The 22,360-nt window shown below is 43.8% G+C and carries 11 protein-coding genes and 1 riboswitch; of the genes, 10 read left to right on the top strand and 1 reads right to left on the bottom strand.

Going from position 1 to position 22,360, the window contains the following annotated elements; translation table 11 throughout:
* Nucleotides 1-38: 38 nt before the first annotated feature.
* Nucleotides 39-872 (bottom strand): AraC family transcriptional regulator, encoded by an 834-nt coding sequence (locus MHI32_RS27145; RefSeq protein ID WP_076308998.1) that lies wholly within the window; start codon nt 870-872, stop codon nt 39-41.
* Between the two features lie 170 nt (nt 873-1,042).
* Between MHI32_RS27145 and MHI32_RS27140 the strand changes: the two genes are divergently transcribed.
* The 10 genes from MHI32_RS27140 to MHI32_RS27095 all read left to right on the top strand — a co-directional run bounded on the left by MHI32_RS27140 (nt 1,043) and on the right by MHI32_RS27095 (nt 22,329).
* Entirely contained in the window at nt 1,043-3,094 is a 2,052-nt protein-coding gene (locus MHI32_RS27140; protein WP_076310320.1) for a beta-galactosidase, read from the top strand.
* Between the two features lie 71 nt (nt 3,095-3,165).
* Nucleotides 3,166-3,278: riboswitch (TPP riboswitch) on the top strand.
* 100 nt (nt 3,279-3,378) lie between these two features.
* Nucleotides 3,379-5,121 carry a phosphomethylpyrimidine synthase ThiC gene (thiC, locus tag MHI32_RS27135; protein ID WP_076308996.1) on the top strand — a complete coding sequence of 581 codons (1,743 nt, stop codon included), beginning with the start codon at nt 3,379-3,381 and terminating at the stop codon, nt 5,119-5,121.
* An 85-nt stretch (nt 5,122-5,206) separates the two neighbouring features.
* On the top strand, nt 5,207-6,193 hold the full coding sequence (locus tag MHI32_RS27130) for a phosphotransferase (RefSeq protein WP_076308995.1): 987 nt from the start codon (nt 5,207-5,209) through the stop codon (nt 6,191-6,193).
* A 253-nt stretch (nt 6,194-6,446) separates the two neighbouring features.
* Complete coding sequence (locus MHI32_RS27125; protein WP_340011413.1) at nt 6,447-9,992, top strand: alpha-amylase family glycosyl hydrolase; 3,546 nt, start codon at nt 6,447-6,449, stop codon at nt 9,990-9,992.
* 93 nt (nt 9,993-10,085) lie between these two features.
* Nucleotides 10,086-10,964, top strand: coding sequence for an aminoglycoside phosphotransferase family protein (locus MHI32_RS27120; RefSeq protein WP_340011411.1), 879 nt, complete (start codon nt 10,086-10,088; stop codon nt 10,962-10,964).
* Between the two features lie 249 nt (nt 10,965-11,213).
* Nucleotides 11,214-11,777: an alkyl hydroperoxide reductase subunit C gene (ahpC, locus tag MHI32_RS27115; RefSeq protein WP_036681373.1), complete on the top strand. Its 564-nt coding sequence runs from the start codon at nt 11,214-11,216 to the stop codon at nt 11,775-11,777.
* A 14-nt stretch (nt 11,778-11,791) separates the two neighbouring features.
* Nucleotides 11,792-13,321, top strand: a complete 1,530-nt coding sequence (gene ahpF / locus MHI32_RS27110) for an alkyl hydroperoxide reductase subunit F (RefSeq protein WP_076277814.1) — start codon at nt 11,792-11,794, stop codon at nt 13,319-13,321.
* Nucleotides 13,322-13,578: 257 nt separating this feature from the next.
* Nucleotides 13,579-14,400: a methyl-accepting chemotaxis protein gene (locus MHI32_RS27105; protein ID WP_076129804.1), complete on the top strand. Its 822-nt coding sequence runs from the start codon at nt 13,579-13,581 to the stop codon at nt 14,398-14,400.
* 116 nt (nt 14,401-14,516) lie between these two features.
* Complete coding sequence (gene deoD / locus MHI32_RS27100; protein WP_036681380.1) at nt 14,517-15,233, top strand: purine-nucleoside phosphorylase; 717 nt, start codon at nt 14,517-14,519, stop codon at nt 15,231-15,233.
* A 283-nt stretch (nt 15,234-15,516) separates the two neighbouring features.
* On the top strand, nt 15,517-22,329 hold the full coding sequence (locus tag MHI32_RS27095; protein WP_340011408.1) for an S-layer homology domain-containing protein: 6,813 nt from the start codon (nt 15,517-15,519) through the stop codon (nt 22,327-22,329).
* Nucleotides 22,330-22,360 lie beyond the last annotated feature (31 nt).

The following is a 22,360-nucleotide window of genomic DNA, read 5'->3' as shown; positions in this document are numbered from 1 at the left end:
GACTAAGATTGAATCTCTACGGACTGAAGGAAGATCCTCTACGCCCCAAAAGCCTGCCGGTACTTCACAGGAGACATGCCTTCAAACCTTCTGAACACTTTAATGAAATAGCTGGACTGGGCAAAACCGGACTGAGTCGCAACCTGAGCAATGGAGAGTCCTGTGGAAACCAGTAAAAGCTTGGCTTTAGCCAGCCGACAATCGGTTAAATAACGGTTTGGAGTTTTACCCATAACCACCCGGAACAGCCTTAGAAAATGATAGCTGCTGTAACCGGTCAATCTTGCCATCGATTCAAGAGACCAAGGGCTGGCACATTCGACATGAATGATATCTGCAGCACTGCGGATGGACTGCCTAACCTCGTGCGGTACTGAGCCGTGAAGCGGCTCGGAGTTCTGCAGCAAGTTTACTAGAAGCTCATACAGCAGAGCAGATAGTCTTGGCTCGCTACGGGTCACGTAGGAAGCACTCAGTAGGTACATTTCCTCGAATAGCTCGTCCAGCTTAGCATCCAAATCAAAAGTGAACAGGTATGCACGAGACTGGTCCACTTCTTCTAATAAGGGAAGGACAATTTCAGTGTTAAAATGAACCCAGCGGACATCCCAAGGCTCGCCTGGGTCAGAGCCGTATTGCTGATAAGCCCCTTTAGGGTACAGAAAACCTCGTCCTCTACTCATCGGAATACGTTCGCCCTCATGGAATACATAACCCTCCCCATCAAAGATCAAATGCAGGTTATAACTCCCCAGAAAACCTTCGCTTCTTCTCTCTGTATGTTGTGGAAAGTGAGTGTAATGTCCCAAAAATTCAGGATAACAGACATATTTCGAAAAAGCCGGTGTCGGCAAATACCATTGTTTCTTCATGTTTGGCAGCACCCGTTTCTGTAGCGCAACAGAGCGCAAGTTGGATTAAGGCAATGAACGCAAGATTGTTATATGATAGCAATATTTTGTTATATAAGACCTCTTATCATTGATACTACAATAGAATTATAAAATATTGAAAGCATATTTTTAATACTTTGGAGGTAATGATGAAGAAACCTGTCGCAACTGAAAAATTCGAGCTTGGCGTCTGTTATTATCCGGAGCACTGGCCAGAAAACATGTGGGAGGACGATTATCGCCGGATGCGTGAACTCGGCTTTACGATCATTCGGATGGGGGAGTTTGCTTGGTCTATTTTTGAACCGGCAGAAGGGCAGTTTCAGTTCGGGCTCTTTGATCGGGCGATTGATCTAGCACATAAATATGGTCTTCAGGTTGTACTTGGTACTCCGACGGCGACGCCTCCAGCTTGGTTGACTGATAAGTATCCCGAAGTTTTAAATGTTACCTACGAAGGTGTTACACTTCAGCATGGCATGCGCCGTCATTATAATTACAGCAGTCCTAAATACCGGGAACTGTGTGCACGTATTGCAGAACAAATGGCTGAACATTACGGCAATCATCCGGGTGTAGTTGGCTGGCAAATTGATAATGAGCTCAACTGTGAGATCAGTGAATTTTATTCGGAGAGTGACCATAAGGCTTTCCGGGAATGGCTACAGCAGAAATATGTTACACTTGAGCATTTGAACGAGGCTTGGGGAGCTGTTTTTTGGAATCAAAGCTATAGTGACTGGTCTCAGGTCTATCTTCCACGTCCGACTCCAGTACCGAAGCAACCCAATCCTCATCAGGCATTGGATGAAAAACGGTTTATTTCGGACAATACAAATTCTTTTGCCAAAAACCAAGCGGATATCATCCGTAAACTTGCCCCTAAGCAGTGGGTAACCACGAACGGTCTGTTCGGGCATCTCGATAGCCATGAAATGACGGATGAACTGTTGGATTTCTTCAGCTATGATTCCTATCCTCAGTTCTCTACTATTTTTTATGACCCGAATGAGCGGAATCCGCTGAATGATAGAGGCTGGGGACTGTCGTTATCTGTTGTTCGTTCGATATCCCCGAATTTCTGCATTATGGAGCAGCAGTCGGGCCCGGGTGGCTGGGTGAACCGGATGGATATGCCTTCTCCAAAGCCCGGGCAGATGCGGTTATGGACCTATCAGTCGATCGCTCATGGAGCAGATATGGTGTTATATTTCCGCTGGCGGACAGCTACGATGGGCAATGAAATTTATTGGCATGGAATCAATGACTATCATAATCAGCCTAACCGGAGAGTGCGGGAAGCGGGGCAGATCGGTCAGGAGCTGGCAGCAGCAGGTCATGCGTTTGTCGGTACTCGTAATCAGGCTAACATTGCTATTGTTCGTGATTATGACAATGAGTGGGATGGAGAATACGATGTTTGGCATGGCCCGTTTATGTGGAAGAGCAATAAGGAGTGGTACAAGGCGCTTCAGCGGAAGCATATCCCGAATGACGTACTCTATTTACGCAAAAAAACAACGCTGGAGGAGCTTGCAAGGTACGACGTGCTTATCTATCCTCACCCAGCGATTATGACAGATGAGACAGCAGCACTGCTGGATGAATATGTTCAGCAAGGCGGCAAACTGATCTTCGGCTGTAGAACCGGCTATAAGGATGAGCGCGGACAATGTTATATGCGTCCTTTCCCAGGTGCTGCTAAGGATCTATGCGGGATCACAGTTGAAGAATTCACAATGGTTAAGGGCAGTCGTCAGCCAACAACAATTAGCTGGTCGGGCGTGACCGAAGTCGTTACAGGAGCAGATGACTTTAATGATATTCTCAAAATAGAGGAAGCTTCGGTTGAAGTGATGGCGGTCTACGCCTCTGATTATTATGCGGGAAAACCGGCGGTAACTAGAAATCGTCGCGGCAAGGGTGAGGTTTGGTATTACGGAGCCGTATTTAATGAACAGGCAGCGGCTGAGATCATAAATTTAATTGATCTACAATCACCAGCAGATTGGCTGGAGCTCCCAGAAGAGGTAGAACTGCAAGTCCGTACCGGAGCTTCTTCCAGTTATGCTTTTTTGCTTAATTATAGTGAGACTCCTGTCACGATCCATCTTCATGAGACCAAAACAGATTTACTGAGCGGCACAACATTGTCGGGCGAGGTGCTTCTGGAAGGATTTGGGGTATTGGTGTTAAACTAACGTATACATTGATCTCACATTTGAGTAGATTTGGATAATTTTCTCTTTTCGGTTATACTTTGAAGTAGCAATTATATAGTCACGGGAGCTTGGTGGGACCAGGCTGAGAGGATAGTTATAACTATCGACCGTCAAACCTGATCTGGATAATGCCAGCGGAGGAAATGGAGTTCTATTTCTATTTGTCTACTCTAAGGCCGCATCTTATACAGATGTGGCCTTTTCTATTTGTGGGGGAGTAGACCGTCTCCGCTTGATCAAATCACCTTATAGGAGGAATTGAGATGACAAGCGAATTGAACAACGATCCAATCAATCTATCAGCTTTTCCAGCAAGTCAAAAAGTGTATGTAAAGGGTTCACGGCCTGATATTCAGGTGCCTATGCGGGAGATCTCACTTAGTCCAACTGCGGGCATAGACGGCGAAGAGGAGAATGCCCCAATTCATGTCTATGACACAAGCGGGGCTTACACGGATGCTAATATTCATACTGATATTCGTCAGGGGTTAGAGCCCAATCGTCTAAGCTGGATTGAGGAACGAGGGGATGCGGAAGCGTACGAAGGAAGAACCATGAAGCCTGAAGATAACGGGAATGCAACGGGAAAAGCTGTGGCGGAAGTGTTTCCAGCGCTCCATAGAAAACCTTTGCGAGCGAAAAAGGGGCGTAATGTCTCTCAAATGCATTATGCACGCAAAGGGATTATTACTTCGGAAATGGAATACGTTGCGATTCGTGAGAATGTGGCACCGGAATTTGTAAGAGATGAAGTAGCCCGCGGCCGCGCCATCATTCCAGCGAATATCAATCATCCAGAGAGTGAACCAATGATTATTGGACGCAATTTTTTAGTGAAGATCAATGCCAATATAGGAAATTCCGCAGTATCCTCATCCATAGAGGAAGAGGTAGAGAAGATGAGATGGGCCACCCGCTGGGGTGCAGATAATATAATGGATCTCTCAACAGGTAAAAACATTCATACGACACGCGAGTGGATCATCCGTAATTCTCCTGTTCCTATTGGAACGGTGCCTATCTATCAAGCGTTGGAAAAAGTGAATGGGAAAGCGGAAGATTTAACGTGGGAAGTATACCGTGATACGCTCATTGAGCAAGCGGAGCAAGGGGTTGATTATTTTACCATTCATGCGGGGGTTCTGCTTCGTTATATCCCGTTGACTGCACAACGTATGACAGGCATTGTTTCAAGAGGTGGCTCCATCATGGCGGCATGGTGTCTTGCGCATCATCAAGAGAACTTTTTATATACACATTTTGAAGAGATATGTGAAATCATGAAGCTGTACGATGTTTCTTTTTCCCTAGGCGATGGATTACGTCCGGGTTCGATTGCTGATGCGAATGATGAAGCACAATTTGCCGAGTTAGAGACGTTAGGTGAATTAACAGCTATAGCTTGGAGTCATGATGTACAGGTGATGGTAGAGGGTCCAGGACATGTGCCGATGCACTTGATTAAAGAGAATATGGATAAGCAACTTGAAACTTGTAACGAAGCCCCTTTTTATACATTAGGTCCACTGACTACAGATATTGCGCCTGGTTATGATCATATTACCTCTGCTATAGGTGCAGCGATGATTGGTTGGTTCGGTACAGCTATGTTATGTTACGTAACTCCGAAGGAACATCTTGGCCTGCCTAATAAGGAAGATGTACGTATAGGGGTCATTACTTATAAAATAGCGGCTCATGCCGCAGATTTGGCGAAAGGGCATAAAGGAGCACAAGACCGGGATAATGCTCTTTCGAAAGCCCGTTTTGAATTTCGTTGGCGTGATCAATTTCATTTATCGTTAGATCCTGAGCGAGCGCTCGAATATCATGATGAGACATTGCCTGCGGAAGGCGCTAAAACAGCTCATTTCTGTTCCATGTGCGGGCCGAAATTTTGCAGTATGAAGATCTCTCATAATATCCGGAATACGACGAGAATTGAATCAGGAATGCAAGAGAAGGCGCAAGAGTTTCTCCAAGGCGGGAGCCTTATTTATAGATAACTTTTTCTGCTAAAAAGAAATATCTAAAAGAAGTCGTCATTGGCGGCTTCTTCTTTTATACTTTGAATAGATAGGAGTTGATGAATTGGAAGCGATTCGTTCAGAGGAAGCCATTTTAGAGGATTTAAGTAATAGTTTCTATCATTTTTTTGGATTGAAAGTCCTTCATGCTACCCCAATAAAACGTGGCTGGTTAAATCTTAAATGGAAAATCATAACGGATTCAGGACCATTTCTACTTAAACAATACAACAAAAAAAGATATAAATTGTATAACCCAGAAGAGCTGAGCTTCGCCTTTTCTCAACAGAAAAGATTGTATCTACAGGGACTCCCATGTCCCGAATTGTTGGCTTATAACCATAAAGTTTTACTGGAATCAGATATGGGAGAGACGTTTATGGTTATGGAATATTGTGAAGGGCGTGTCATAGAGCCGGGCAAAATTAACATCCTTCAAATGTTTGATTTGGGTCGTGCCACAGGTAAAATGCATCGTTTATTAAATGATGGGACCCTTAGTTTGAAAAGAACCCCACAATTTATTCCCCAAAGCCCTGAGGAACGTTTAGAACATTGGAATGTACTCCTACAACAATCAAAGGAAATGGGCAAAACTTCACTCATCACTGACCTAGAGATACAACTGAGAGCGACTGAAGAAATAGATCCGGAAATATTCGAAGGACTTGTAGCTGGATGGGCACATCGTGATTTATGGGTTGATAATCTTTTATTTCAAGATAGCCAATTGTCTGCAATTCTAGATTTTGATCGGTTCAAATATGATTATCCGCAGCTTGATGTAGCGCGAGCAGTGATGTCATGTGCTTTAGATGAAGATTTAGATGGAGCACTAGCTTCAGCATTTATTGACGGATATCGTGAGGAACGAACGGTGGAGCAGGGGTATTTAACAAAATCATTGCAGTTGTTGTGGTATATGGAAAGCCCGTGGTGGATTAATGCCGCGATGGACAAACATAGTGTACCTCCAAAACGTTTTGCAAAAGAAATGAATTGGCTGGCTAAGAACCTGAACAATTTACCTGCTATCTTAGGGAACTTATAGTGAAAACGATTGAATTATAGCCTAAAAGATGCATTGACCAGCAAAAGTTTGGCGCCTATAATCTTAACAAGGAAAATTCATCAGATATTGAACCGTTTGTAAACGCATACAATGAGTTTTTTCCTTATTATTCATTGAAGGAGGAGATTAAAACTATTAAGTATTTCTTTTTTTCTCATTTTTGCAAACGTTTGCACATCACGATGGGCTTAAAATCGTAAGCTGCACTTAAAATTATGAGGAGGTTATTTACTTGGTATCCAAACAATCCAGGCGTTATATTTCGTGGTTAATTATTTTTTCACTCATTTTTAGTTTATTTGGTTTATCGGGTGGAGCATCGGCCAGCAATACGGATCATACAGTCACCTATACCAATCCTACAGCGGCAGCTGTGACCTTACATTGGACTACGAATAACTGGGCTAATACTACGGACACGGTGATGACCAAAAATGGAACCACGTTCATCGCCAACCTCAATGTTCAGGAAGGCGCCACCCTAATTTATTGTTATCACATCACGGCTCCAACGGATAGTTGGGACAATAACGGCGGGAAGAACTGGACGGTTGTTATTCCGGTCGCCGGGAAATACGAAGCAGAGAGTGCATCCCTGTCTGGTGGTGCAAAAGTAAATACGAATCACACCGGATATTCGGGCACTGGTTTTGTTGATGGATATACAACTACAGGAGCAGCCACCACTTTTAACGTCCAGGCTTCCGCAGCAGGGTCCTATAATGCCACGCTTCACTATGCTAATGCATCCGGCAGTGCTAAAAAAGTGTCCATTTATGTCAATGGAATAAAGGTTACACAGACAACATTAGCCAACCTGACCAACTGGGATACATGGGCAGACCAAACAGAAACACTCTCTTTACAGGCAGGAAATAACACGCTTGCTTATAAATATGACTCGGATGATAGCGGGAATATTAATATCGACTATGTGACCCTTTCGGCCGGAGCTACACCAACACCAACGATAACTCCTACCTCAACAGTGACACCAACACCTACGGTAACTCCTACCCCAACAGTGACGCCAACACCTACGGTAACTCCTACACCTACGGTAACTCCTACACCAACAGTGACGCCAACACCTACCATAACACCCACACCAACGCCAACAGTGACGCCAACACCTACACCTACTTCAGCGGGGCTAACCGTTCACTTTAAGAAACCAGCAAGCTGGAATGCAGCGATCCGCATCCATTACTGGAATCTGAATCCGGCAACCGTTCCGACTAGTGGAGCATGGCCGGGGATACTGATGAAATCGGACGGGAACGATTGGTATAGCTATACTGTTCCAAATGCTACAGGGGCAAGCCTGATCTTTAATGACGGCAATGGCAAACAGACGGCTGACTTATCTCGCAGCGTAAAAGAGGGCTGGTATAACTCAGATAACGTATGGTATGACGCCAATCCAGACGTTCCTAAGGTTCCGGTGATAACCGTCTCTCCTGTGCCCAAAACCTATGATTCTGCCCAAACGGTGACCCTATCCAGTACAAATAGCGGCGATAAAATTTATTATACGACCGACGGATCAACACCTACGACAACCTCAACGTTGTATACGACTCCAATCCAAGTACCTTCTTCTTTGACTATCAAAGCATTCGGCGTTAACTCTATAGGGCAAGCGGGTAATGTAGGCTCTTTTGCTTATGTGATTGATCTGAATGCCGATTTGCAAGCTCCGATTATCACTGCGAATCTGCCTGTTGGGAATTCGAGCTCAGCGGTTTCCGTATCTTTTAATATAAAAGACAACAAGGCGGCAACAACCACAGCATATTACACAGATAATGGTACGGAACCAACAACGAGTTCAAAAGTCTATATTTCAGGCAATGCACTGACATCTCTTACCGGACCGTCTATCTTGATTAATAAGACGACAACCTTAAAATTCCTTGTGATCGATGGTGCCGGAAATGAAACTAAACAGAGTTTTGTTTATAACATTGGTAATAAGGGCGATTTTCGTGAAGATACGATTTATTTTGTAATCACTTCCCGGTTTTATGATGGTGATTCGAGTAACAATGAGCATGCATGGGAGGATGCCAAGGCAGGAAATCCGGACTCTGATCCAGCTTGGCGAGGGGATTTTAAAGGACTGATTCAAAAGCTCGATTACATTAAAGCACTAGGCTTCAGTGCCATCTGGATTACACCTGTGGTGCAGAATGCCAGCGGTTATGATTATCATGGCTACCATGCAATAAATTTTGCAAAAGTAGATCCAAGATATGAATCCGCAGGGGCATCTTATCAGGATTTGATCAATGCAGCACACGCTAGAGGGATAAAGGTTATTCAAGATATTGTCGTCAATCATACCGGTAATTTTGGAGAAGAAAATCTGTTCCCGATGTTCAAAAAAGATCCAACGGCGGCGGACACCGTGAGTAACATGCTCAAAATTACGGATAAGCTGCCAGCTAACTATGATTCCATGACCCCGGATCAGCAATATCAGGCAAGACTTGCCTTAATGAAGACTGCGGAGACTAACAATAATATTTACCATACGGAAAAAAGTCTTTCTTGGGAGTCTTACACCGTCCAGACAGGACAGATTGCGGGAGACTGTGTGGACTTAAACACAGAGAATCCTCTAGTGAATCAGTATCTAATCGACAGCTATAATCAATATATTGATATGGGTGTGGATGCTTTCCGGGTCGATACTGTAAAGCATGTAAGCCGGTATATTTTTAACAAATATTTTGTGCCGGCATGGAAAACAAGAGGGGGCTCAGACTTCTTTGTCTTTGGGGAAGTGGCTACTCGGTACAGAGATGTGTGGAACAGTGGAATTCCGGCGATATCAACACCATTTTATACTTGGAAAAGCTCAAAACCCTATCCAGGTGACGGTCAAAATGACTACGCTTCCAATAAGCTATCGGTGGAACAAGAGTGGGCAGATAACTCTACTACAGCAGGACAACCTACCTCGAACAATGCTTTTTTAACAGGAAATACTTATCATACGCCTGATTATTCGAAGAAATCGGGTATGGATGTTATTGATTTTCCAATGCACTGGGCTTTCAAAACTGCTCAGGAAGCATTCAGTATGAGAAGCGGTGATCAATTCTATAATGATGCTACCTGGAATGTAACTTATATTGACTCTCATGACTATGCACCTGACCAAGCACCAGAAAATCAAAGATTTGCTGGCACACAGGACACTTGGGCTGAGAATCTCGCGCTGATGTTCACCTTCCGAGGAATACCTGCGATCTATTATGGTTCTGAAATTGAGTTCAAAAAAGGATCAGTCATCGATGTAGGTCCAAATGCGCCGTTAAGTACAACAGGCCGTGCTTACTTTGGCAATCATATTGAGGGTAGTGTTACTGTTCAAGATTACGGTAAATATACCAATGCTACTGGCACACTTGCAGACTCGTTAAATTATCCTCTGGCGAAACATATCAGACAACTTAATTTAATTAGAAGAGCTGTTCCTGCTTTGCAAAAAGGCCAATATTCTACAGAAAATGTATCAGGTGATTTGGCATTTAAAAGAAGATACACTGATAGTAGCAAAGGAATCGATAGCTTTGCTTTGGTTACGATCTCAGGAAATGCAACATTCACCGGAATTCCTAATGGAACATATGTGGATGCGGTCACTGGTGATACCAAAACCGTTACCAACGGTGTGATCACAATCAACTGCTCCGGGAAAGGAAATGCACGGGTGTATGTATTGAACGGTAGTGGTGGAATCGGAGAGTCAGGAACCTATTTGAAGTAGGACCTTGTATCCATTTCATAGTTAAAAAGAAGCAACATCAGCTCGGATTCCGCAACTGATGTTGCTTCAATTTCATATATGTGGAGAGATATTATGCATACTATAGACGTCGATTTAGTAGCAAGATTAATAAATGAACAATTTCCTGAATGGTCCGATTTAGAGATCAGACCTGTGAAATTCAGTGGGCATGATAATCGGACTTTTCATTTAGGTGAACAGATGAGTGTGCGATTACCAAGTGCAGTCGCTTATGTTCCTCAAGTGGAGAAAGAACAACAATGGTTACCTTTTTTAAAGAAAGGACTGACGTTACCTATTTCAACACCATTAGCGAAAGGGACACCTACCAAAGAATATCCTTGGCCTTGGTCTATTAATAATTGGCTAGAGGGAGAGACTTTATCCCATGAGAACATTAATGATCTCAATCAATTTGCGAGAGACTTGGGAAGCTTTTTAATTGAATTACAGTCTATTGATGCTAGTGGGGGACCTTTAGCCGGAGAGCATAATTTTTATAGAGGTGGGTCCTTAGCTGTATATGATGAGGAATCTAGAAATGCGATTGAGCATAATAAAGATATTTTTAATGAAGGTCTATTGAAAAAGATCTGGGAACTGGCATTAGACTCTGAATGGGAGTCAGAACCAGTTTGGGTTCATGGTGATGTCGTACATGGAAATATATTAGTCAAAGACGGACAGCTTTGTGCAGTCATTGATTTTGGCATATTAGGGGTGGGTGATCCTGCTTGTGATGCTGCAATGGCGTGGACTTTTTTTGATGAGACTAGTAGAAGAATCTTTAAAAAGGTATTAAACATGGATGCACAAACGTGGAATAGAGCAAGAGGGTGGGCTTTATGGAAAGCACTGATCACCTATAATGGAAATCGATATTCTAATCCAACAGTAGCGGAAGAATCCTTGAATATTATCAATCTAATAGTAGAAGACATCGAATTGTAGAAATTGAACTACATAAAACATGTAAACTAAACCATAATAGTCAATAAGCACGAATGAGCATCAGTCAGATGATAAAGTGTTGTATTTAAATCCGAAAGAAAGGAATTTGTATGAACATTTAGCGACTGACAACGATTATCATATTAGAATTATTATAAATAACTTGACAGGCCTTAATTTGGTTAATTATAATAATTATAAATAGTATCCACTCTATTCATAAATTAAACCCAAAGGAGATTAAACAATATGTCATTAATCGGAACAGAAGTACTACCATTCAAAGCAAGCGCATTTCAAGATGGGAAATTTATCGATGTTACAGAAGAAAACTTCAAAGGTAAATGGAGTGTAGTTTGCTTTTACCCAGCTGACTTCACATTCGTATGCCCAACTGAACTAGAAGATTTGCAGAACCAATATGAAACCCTCAAACAACTAGGTGTTGAAGTATATTCCGTTTCTACTGACACACACTTTACACATAAAGCATGGCATGAAAGCTCCGCAGCAATTGGCAAGGTGAAATACATTATGATCGGCGATCCTTCCCATGTGGTTTCCCGCAACTTTGATGTATTGATCGAAGCTGACGGTCTTGCTGATCGTGGTACATTCATCATTGATCCAGACGGTGTTATTCAAACTGTTGAGATTAATGCTGGTGGTATCGGCCGTGATGCTAGCGCTCTTGTTAACAAAATTAAAGCAGCGCAATATGTACGCAATCATCCAGGTGAAGTTTGCCCAGCGAAATGGTCGGAAGGTGCAGAAACTCTTAAACCAAGTCTCGATCTTGTAGGTAAGATTTAAGGAGCGAAAGCTAAATGAAACTAGATCAAGAAATAAAAGCTCAACTAGCGCAATACCTAGAACTCTTGGAAGGCGATGTAGTACTGAAACTCAGTGCAGGCGCTGACGAGGCATCACAAGAGATGACCGAACTAGTTGATGAAATTGCCAAAATGTCACCTAGGATTACGGTGGAAAGAACCGAACTGTCTAGAACCCCAAGCTTTAGTGTAAATCGTGTGGGTGAAGATACAGGCGTAACCTTTGCCGGAACTCCGCTTGGACACGAATTTACTTCATTAGTATTGGCTCTGTTGCAGGTTAGCGGAAGAGCTCCTAAGGTTGAGCAAAGTGTAATTGATCAGATCAAAGGCATTAGTGGTGAATATAAGTTTGAAACTTATGTTAGCCTGAGCTGTCATAATTGCCCTGATGTTGTACAAGCACTGAATCTTATGAGTATCTTTAATCCGGGCATTACCCATACGATGATTGACGGTGGAGTATTCAAAGAAGAGGTAGAAAGCAAAGAAATTATGTCTGTTCCAAGTGTCTACCTTAATGGTGAATTTTTCGAAAGTGGTCGTATGACGGTTGAAGAAATTTTAGCTAAAATGGGCAGCAGTGTGGACGCTTCTGAGTTTGACAATAAAGCTCCATATGATGTGCTTGTTGTCGGCAGCGGCCCAGCTGGTGCAAGTGCAGCCATTTATGCGGCACGTAAAGGTATTCGTACAGGTATTGTTGCTGAACGCTTTGGCGGACAGGTTAACGACACGCTTGGTATCGAGAACTTTATTAGTGTGAAGTACACTGAAGGTCCTCAACTCGTAGCTAAACTTGAAGAGCAAGTAAAAGAGTATGGCATTGATGTGATGAAATTGCAGCGTGTCAGACGTCTAGACAAAAATGACTTAATTGAAGTTGAACTCGAGAACGGTGCTGTTCTAAAGAGTAAGACGGTCATTCTGTCTACAGGTGCTCGTTGGCGGAATATGGGCGTGCCTGGTGAAGCTGAATTCAAGAACAAAGGTGTAGCCTACTGCCCACACTGTGATGGTCCTTTGTTTGCAGGCAAAGATGTTGCAGTAGTTGGCGGCGGTAACTCAGGTATTGAGGCAGCTATTGACCTTGCAGGTATAGTGAAGCATGTAACGGTTCTGGAATTTGCTCCAGAGCTCAAAGCTGATGCTGTACTGCAAGATCGTCTCTATAGCCTTCCTAACGTTACTGTTCTTAAAAACGTGCAAACTAAAGAGATTACCGGAACTGATAAGGTAAATGGTATTTCTTATGTTGATCGTGCGACAGAAGAGACTCACCATGTTGAATTGCAGGGTGTATTTGTACAGATTGGTCTGGTTCCAAATACAGAATGGCTAGGTGACACAGTTGAACGTACTCGCGTAGGTGAGATTGTTGTAGATAGCCATGGTGCTACTAGCTTACCAGGAGTATTTGCTGCTGGTGACTGCACTAATAGTGCTTATAAACAAATCATTATCTCGATGGGATCCGGTGCAACTGCAGCGCTAGGAGCATTTGATTATCTGATCCGTAACTAATCGATATTATTAGTAACAGCAAGAGAACGAAAGCCCTCACTTTTCACAAAGTGGGGGCTTTTTTTATCTTTTGTGAGAGAGAAATGGGTGTTTGTAAACTTTTTTGGAGGATTTTATGAAGATTTTCGCGAATACATATCTAAAATATGAATTAAGCAAAATTAAGGATTTAGATTAAATGCATGTCTGCAAGGCATAATCTGGTTAGACTTGGTGCGCTATAAATAACGTTTTGCTGGAATGGAGACTATATTTCTGTGATTAACAACATTGAATCTTTAGACAAATTTATCTCACTTATACCAATTATAAAATTATCTATCCCCGCTGATTTATCAATAGCGATATGTGATTTGGAACGGTTCGTTGCTTATTTTCCTGGCGACACCATAAATTTAAACATTAACGAAGGACAACCTTTACACAAAGAAGAACCGCTTTACTTAGCGATACAAGAGAATCGTACCTTGAAGTCCGATGTTCCAGCCCACTTTTATGGATTTGAGTTTACAGGTACAGCAACACCTCTTCACGATCAAACGGGACAAGTCATTGGCGGGATTGCAGTTCAGATTCGGAGACAAAGTGAATTAAAAGCCATTGTAGAACAAATCTCGGAATCATTATCCCAAGCCAATGAGCAAATTAATAATATTTCCTATGGCGTAAGTTCACTTTCGGATCACTCTCAGGAACTACTCATTCAATCTCAGCAGGCTGGAAAAGATGTGGAGAATACAACAGAAGTCCTATCCATTATAAACAGGGTTGCTGATCAAACGAATTTACTTGGGCTGAATGCTGCAATAGAAGCAGCGCATGCAGGTGAGAAAGGTAGAAGCTTTGAAGTCGTAGCCAAGGAAATCCGGAAATTTTCAAGGGAAACCGTCGCCTCGACGCAAAACATAAATAAAACCATGTTACAGATCAAGGGAATTACGAATCAAATGGCTAATTCGATAGAGAAGATAGCAGCTATCGGCCAAGAACAGGCGGCATCTGTTCAGCATACTTCTACATTTATTGAGGAAATAAAGATAATGTCCCAAAAACTTAATGAGTTTGCTAATAAATTATAAAAAGAGATTCAGTAGCAGTATTTTTGTCGCAATAAAAGAAAATTTTAAACGTATATTTAAAATCATGAATGGTATAGTAAGATAGTAATGAGTAATCAACATAGGAGGAATAAATTATGTCAACGCCGCACAATGCAGCACAAAATGGTGAAATCGCCAAAACAGTATTAATGCCAGGAGATCCTTTGAGAGCGAAGTATATTGCAGAAACCTATTTGGAGAACCCAACCCAATTTAATACGGTACGTAATATGTTTGGATATACAGGAACTTATAAAGGCAAAGAGGTTTCGGTAATGGGTTCGGGAATGGGAATGCCAAGTATCGGTATTTATTCTTATGAACTATACAAAAACTATGGTGTGGAAAACATCATTCGTATCGGTAGTGCTGGAGCATATACTGATAAATTGAATTTATTTGACGTGGTGTTGGCGGATAGCGCGTGGAGTGAATCTACATATGCCTATGTGCAAAGCGGTGTAGAAGGAGATATCCAGCTGCCAAGTAAAGAATTGAACGAAGTCATTGAAGCAGCGGCTACACGTATTAACAAGCCAGTTCTGACGGCGAGAATTCATTCCAGCGATGTATTCTATCATGAAGACAATGTGCCTGGAGTTAATGAATTTTACAATGAACATGGCTGTGTTTGTGTAGAAATGGAGAGTTATGCGTTGTTCCATAATGCGAAAGTGTTAGGTAAACAAGCTGCATGTATTCTTACCATTTCCGATTCGTTAGTTACTCATGCTGTAACCACGGCAGAAGAAAGACAAAATTCTTTCAACGGCATGATGGAAGTAGCTTTAGAAGCAGCGATTTCTATTTAATAAAAAAGTTCTACGAGAAAAAGCTTGAAAGCCTATTAAATTCAGGATTAAGTCCTGATATTTAATAGGTTTTTTTCTCATTTGTAAGGTTGTGGAAATGGATAGGTGAAGCGTGTAAATTATTGTTGTTTTTAATCAAAATTTAATGTTAAATTCGTAATAATTCTCTCGGATTATACCGATATAAAAATCAAACCAAATGGCTACAAATCTTAGAAAAGACATCTAATCTCCATATGGTGGAAGTATTTATATTTTGGTGTAATGCCAAAGGGGGAAAATTGTGATTAAGCGGAGTGGCAATCTTTTATTAGCAATAAGTTTAGTATTCTCTATCGTCAGTTCTCTGTTTATGCCTGCAGTAATTTATGCAGCACCCAGCAATAGCAATATCATAGATCAAAGCTCCACATCAGCTGGAAATTTGAGCAGTGTTGCATTTGGTAACAATGTTTTTGTAGCGGTGGGCCAAGGAGGGATATCTACATCATCAAATGGCGTAGATTGGTCTATCTCAAAAAAGGCGGGGAACCCCAAACTAACTTCTATTGTGTTCGCTAATGGGCTGTTCTTAGCTATTGATGGTAGCGAAAAGGCAGTATACAATTCACTCGATGGTGAAAATTGGACAAAAAAAACGTTAGCTATCACACCGGAAAGGTTGAAAGCGGTCAATGAAAAGTTCTTTGTATGGCAGTCAGTATATAAACCTGGCACCAATCCACCTTCTTATGATGTAACTCTACTACAATCCTCGGATGGCATTAACTGGACAGACACAGGAATCACTTCTACCAATGCAATATTCGGAATGCAAAGCTTAACGGATATTGCTTATGGCAACAACAAATATGTGGTCTCTGCTAACAATGCTGTCTATTATACCTCAACGAATCTGATCAATTGGACAACGGTCACCTTAACCGATCTTGTGATCAACCACTATAACTCTAGTTGGCCTTATGTTACGAATGTAATCTATTTAAATAATCGTTTCTTTAGTTATATCGTGACTCCGTATGCTAAAAAAGTATTCACCTCTACAGACGGTGCTAATTGGACCGTTGATGCCTCATGGGATAACAAGCAATTTTATGGGGGAGGTTCTTTAAATGGGAGCTATTTGTTGTTTGGGCAGGGTGTAATTTATAAATCTTCTGCGGCTCCGCTGGACAGCACCCAGTGGACATCTTCGGATACCCATACAACAATGATGATGAACAATATGGTTTACGGAAATGGAAAATATGTTGCTTCAGGGGGCAACGGCTTACTGGTTTCTTCTGACCTATCGGCGTGGAGTAATGTCAGCGGTAATCTGAAAAGTATTGCTAAGGATGGTAATGGCAATTATGTTGCCGTCTCATCCGGGGAATATGGCTCTATTTACAAATCTAATAGCTCCGCAGTATGGAACGATGTCACACCCTCCAAGCTGCCGGGAATGAATGCGGTCACTTATGGAGCAGGGAAGTTTATTGCGGTTACAGATAAAGAAAACTACAATCTTAACGCCAAAGTGGTGACCTCGACCAACGGTGATACTTGGACTATGACAGATACCGGAGTGCAGGACAATCTGACTGGCGTTGCTTTTGGCACAAATCAGTACGTTGCTGTTTCCGATTATGGCGGAATTTATTCTTCAGTTAACGGAACCTCATGGACAGAGAGATTTAAAAATGGGGATTTTGCATTTAATACAGTAGCTTACTTGAATAATCAATTTGTAGCTCTTGGGATGAAATACAATAGTACTACTTATGAGCAAGAGAGCGTTGTTATCGCAAAATCATCAGATGGAATACAGTGGAATGTGCCCTTAGAGATTGGGTTCCCCAATACTTCTTTAAAGGGAATTGCCTATGATGGTAGAGCTTATATTCTGGTTGGAGAAGATACACTTAGCCAGCAGGCAGTAATTCTAACCACAGAAGATTTGGTAACTTTTACGAAGGTTACAATGTCAGCTAGCGCACTAAATAATATCAGCTTTGGTAATGGGAGTTTTCTGGCTGTTGGATTGAAGGGGGAGTTATTCTCTTCGGCAGACGGATCCACGTGGACTCAGGAAACATCTGATCTTACCTCTAATCTTAATGGCATTATTTACGATGGTACTAATTTTAAGGTCGTGGGGGATTATTTCACTAAAATGACCCTGAACCTAGGACCTACTCTTGCATATAGCATCACCGCTTCAGCGGCGACGTTGACACCTGTCGTAGGTGTAGATAATGGCATTACGCTGACTGTGAAGAACTCGCTGGGCAATATGGATACAACGTTTACCGGAACAAAAGAAGTGACGGTAACGGGTTATGATGTTGCGCCGGACGGAACGTACGGAAGCTTAGGAAGCACCGCTTTGGCAGCTTCACCGAGCAAGATCAACGTTGATTTCGTTGAGGGTGTAGCACAGGTGAACCTGAAGCTGAACAAAGCTGGCGCGCAAGCGGTTGTGTTCAGCCAAGCAGGCGTAGCCACGCCAGCAGCAACAGCGCTGAACATTGCACCTGTCGCAGGTAGCACAGCGACAATGAAGCTGACCACGGGCGTAAGTGCCCCGCAAGCCAATGGCGGTAGCTTCGCGCAGCAGCCAGTGATAACGCTGCTGGATCAGTTTGGGAATGTAAACATTGGCGACAACAGTACGATTGTTACTGTTTCGAAGAAGGATGCAGGAAGCTGGATGTTGACGGGGAATACGACGTTGACGGCAGTAGCGGGTGTCATTTCCTTTACGGATCTGGGAGCTACGAATGCAGCTGGAATCACCGGAGCCCAACTGGCATTTGATGCGACAGGACTTCCACAGATCACTAGTGTAGCGTTGAATCTTCCAGAGCCACAGGGAGCCCAAATCATCACCGCCTCAGCGGCGACGTTGACACCTGTCGTAGGTGTAGATAATAGCATTACGCTGACCGTGAAAAATTCGCTGGGCGATACGGATGCAACGTTCACCGGAACAAAAGAAGTGACGGTATCAGGTTATGATGTTGCGCCGGACGGAACGTACGGAAGCGTGGACGGAATTGCTTTGGCAGCTTCACCGAGCAAGATCAACGTTGATTTCGTTGATGGTGTAGCTCAGGTGAACCTGAAGCTGAACAAAGCTGGCGCGCAAGCGGTTGTGTTCAGCCAAGCAGGCGTAGCCACGCCAGCAGCAACAGCGCTGAACGTTACACCTGTCGCAGGTAGCACAGCGATAATGAAGCTGACCACGGGCGTAAGTGCCCCGCAAGCCAATGGCGGCAGCTTCGCGCAGCAGCCAGTGATAACGCTGCTGGATCAGTTTGGGAATGTAAACCTTGGCGACAACAGTACGGTTGTTACTGTGTCGAAGAAGGACACAGGAAGCTGGACGTTGACGGGGAATACGACGTTGACGGCAGTAGCAGGTGTCATTTCCTTTACGGATCTAGGAGCCACGAATGCAGCTGGAATCACAGGAGCCCAACTGGTATTTGATGCGACAGGTCTTCCACAGATCACTAGCGCTACCGTGAATCTTCCACAACCACAGGGAGCGCAAAGCATCACTGCCTCAGCGGCGAAGTTAACGCCTGTCGTAGGTGTAGATAATGGCATTACGCTGACTGTGAAGAACTCGCTGGGCAATACGGATACAACGTTTACCGGAACAAAAGAAGTGACGGTAACGGGTTATGATGTTGCGCCGGACGGAACGTACGGAAGCTTAGGAAGCACCGCTTTGGCAGCTTCACCGAGCAAGATCAACGTTGATTTCGTTGAGGGTGTAGCACAGGTGGATCTGAAGCTGAACAAAGCTGGCGCGCAAGCGGTTGTGTTCAGCCAAGCAGGCGTAGCCACGCCAGCGGCAACAGCGCTGAACATTACACCTGTCGCAGGTAGCACGGCGACAATGAAGCTGACCACGGGCGTAAGTGCGCCGCAAGCCAATGGCGGCAGCTTCGCTCAGCAGCCAGTAATTACTTTGCTGGATCAGTTTGGGAATGTAAACCTTGGCGACAACAGTACGGTTGTTACTGTGTCGAAGAAGGACACAGGAAGCTGGACGTTGACGGGGAATACGACGTTGACGGCATTAGCGGGCTTCATTTCCTTTACGGATCTGGGAGCTACGAATGCCACTGGAATCACCGGAGCCCAACTGGCATTTGATGCGACAGGACTTCCACAGATCACTAGTGTAGCGTTGAATCTTCCAGAGCCACAGGGAGCGCAAAGCATCACTGCCTCAGCGGCGACGTTAACGCCTGTCGTAGGTGTAGATAATGGCATTACGCTGACTGTGAAGAACTCGCTGGGCGATACGGATACAACGTTCACCGGAACGAAAGAAGTGACGGTAACGGGTTATGATGTTGCGCCGGACGGAACGTACGGAAGCTTAGGAATCACCGCTTTGGCAGCTTCACCGAGCAAGATCAACGTTGATTTCGTTGAGGGTGTAGCACAGGTGAACCTGAAGCTGAACAAAGCTGGCGCGCAAGCGGTTGTGTTCAGCCAAGCAGGCGTAGCCACGCCAGCAGCAACAGCGCTGAACGTTACACCTGTCGCAGGTAGCACAGCGATAATGAAGCTGACCACGGGCGTAAGTGCCCCGCAAGCCAATGGCGGTAGCTTCGCGCAGCAGCCAGTGATAACGCTGCTGGATCAGTTTGGGAATGTGAATATTGGCGACAACAGTACGGTAGTTACTGTGTCGAAGAAGGACACTGGAAGCTGGACGTTGACGGGGAATACGACGTTGACGGCAGTAGCGGGCTTCATTTCTTTTACGGATCTGGGAGCTACGAATGCAGCTGGAATCACAGGAGCCCAACTGGCATTTGATGCGACAGGACTTACAGAGATCACTAGTGCAGTTATTGACCTTACCTGGCCTGAACTTGCTGCGCCAAGTATTGAGTCTGTAACAGCAGGAAACGGACATATTCGTATTACTTGGAGTCCCGTATATGGTACCGATAGTTACGCTGTATATCAGTCTACAGCTTCAGGTGTTTATGGAGCTGAGGTAGCTACTATAAGTGGCTCTGAGAACAGTTACGATGCTGTAGGATTAATTAATGGAACTGCTTATTATTTTATTGTTAAAGCTGTTAATCCTGATGGTATCAGTGCGGCTTCCAATGAAGTAACTAGAACGCCTCAGGTTCCAGCGCCGGGCGCGCCAATACTTCATTCACCTGTGGCAAGTAATGGCCTCATCGGCTTAACATGGGATCCGGTGAAGGGTGCGATTGGATACACTATATATCAAGGTATCACTTCCGGAATCTATGAGACCCAAGTGGCTACAGTAAGCGAATCTGTCTACAACTATGATGTGACAGGGTTAACTAATGGCCAATCTTATTATTTCGTAGTTAAGGCATCTAATCCGGGCGGGGAGAGTGCAGCTTCTAACGAAGTCAGCACGAAACCAAGAACATCACCATCTGCACCTACGGACTTAATAGCGGTAGCGGGAGATGGCGAGGCGACTGTGACATTTGCAGTTCCTGATTCGAACGGGGGAACTCCAATTACGAATTATGAGGTAACTGCTTCTCCGGGTAATATCGTAACGGTTGGGGCAACAAGTCCAATAAAGGTAACAGGTCTAGCGAATGGCACCACTTATTCGTTTACAGTTAAAGCGATTAATAGCGCTGGTAGTAGTGTAGCTTCTGAAGTTTCGAACTCCGTGACACCGAAGTCATCAACGGAGGTTGAGGTTACACCTACACCGCCAACACCAACACCAACGCCAACAGAATCACCGACATCAACACCGACTGCACCACCTTCAACAACTGCACCAACTGCAACAGCAGGATCCACTGCTACAGCTACAGCTACACTATCTAGCAGCATGGTTGAGGTATTGGTGAACGGTAAGGTTGAAAATGCCGGAACAGCAACGATATCTGAGCATAACGGGCAGACGGTTACCACGATTGTTGTAGATCAGGCAAAAATAGAGCAACGTATCGAAAAGGAAGACCAGAATGCAATTATAACTATCCCTGTGACTGCGACTTCAGATGTGATTATTGGCGAGCTTAATGGCCAAATCATCAAAGATATGGAGCAGAAGCAGGCGCTGCTAATCATTCGTACTCCAAAAGGTACTTATACAATATCAGCAGCACAGATTGATATCAGTGCAATTTCAAAACAGTTTGGCACAGACATTGCTCTACAAGATGTGAAGGTGCAAATTTCAATTTCTGTTCCGACTGCGGATGCACTGAAAAGAATAGAAATGTTGGCAGCCAATGAAAAACTAACGTTGGTAGCTCAGCCATTAGATTTCACGGTGAAGGTTACTTACGCTGGGAAAACTGTTGAACTCACTAAGTTTAATACCTATGTGGAAAGAACTATTCCTCTAGCGGATGGTGTAGACCTTAAGAAGATCACGACTGGGCTAGTGCTTGAAGCGGGGGGGACGTTCCGCCATGTACCCACACAGATTGTTGCCATTGATGGCAAACACTTTGCGAAAATACACAGTTTAACGAACAGTACGTATTTTGTAGTTCAAGATCCACAGAACTTCAAGGATGTCGCTACCCACTGGGCTAAGGACATTGTCAATGAGATGGCTTCCCGTAAGGTTATTAATGGAGTCGGCGACGATTTGTTTAACCCTAATCTGGAGATTACACGTGCAGAATTTGCGGCGATTATCGTACGTGGATTGGGATTGAAGTTGGAAAGCGGGACAACATCCTTTACGGATGTAAAGGTCTCAGATTGGTATAATGATGCGGTGCAGACAGCTTACTCCTATAAGCTAATCAACGGTTTTGAAGATGGAGCGTTCCATCCAACAGACAAGATTACTCGGGAACAGGCGATGAGTATTATTGCTAAAGCTATGGTGATTACCGATTTGAAGACAAATCTTCCTGCCAAAGAAGCAAGCGAGCTGCTGAGCATTTACACGGATGCGAATGAAGCATCAGACTGGGCGAAGAGTGGCATCGCAGACAGCCTGCAAGCAGGAATCATCACGGGCAGAAGCGGAAATGTACTTGCCCCACAAGCCTTCATTACGAGAGCAGAAGTTGCGGCTATCATCCAAAGATTGCTGCAACAATTAGATTTGATTTAATACACGGTTCTGATTCGAGAGGATCCTTCAT

Source organism: Paenibacillus sp. FSL H7-0690, assembly GCF_037980415.1.
GTDB lineage: Bacteria > Bacillota > Bacilli > Paenibacillales > Paenibacillaceae > Paenibacillus_AQ > Paenibacillus_AQ odorifer.
Note: the sequence above shows the minus strand (reverse complement) of the source record. Positions and strands in the feature narration are given on the sequence as shown.

Excerpts from the sequence above, each read along its gene's own strand:
- MHI32_RS27145 (WP_076308998.1), bottom strand. The coding sequence starts at position 872 with ATGAAGAAACAATGGTATTTGCCGACACCGGCTTTTTCGAAATATGTC.
- MHI32_RS27140 (WP_076310320.1), top strand. The coding sequence starts at position 1,043 with ATGAAGAAACCTGTCGCAACTGAAAAATTCGAGCTTGGCGTCTGTTAT.
- thiC (WP_076308996.1), top strand. The coding sequence starts at position 3,379 with ATGACAAGCGAATTGAACAACGATCCAATCAATCTATCAGCTTTTCCA.
- MHI32_RS27120 (WP_340011411.1), top strand. The coding sequence starts at position 10,086 with ATGCATACTATAGACGTCGATTTAGTAGCAAGATTAATAAATGAACAA.
- ahpC (WP_036681373.1), top strand. The coding sequence starts at position 11,214 with ATGTCATTAATCGGAACAGAAGTACTACCATTCAAAGCAAGCGCATTT.
- ahpF (WP_076277814.1), top strand. The coding sequence starts at position 11,792 with ATGAAACTAGATCAAGAAATAAAAGCTCAACTAGCGCAATACCTAGAA.
- deoD (WP_036681380.1), top strand. The coding sequence starts at position 14,517 with ATGTCAACGCCGCACAATGCAGCACAAAATGGTGAAATCGCCAAAACA.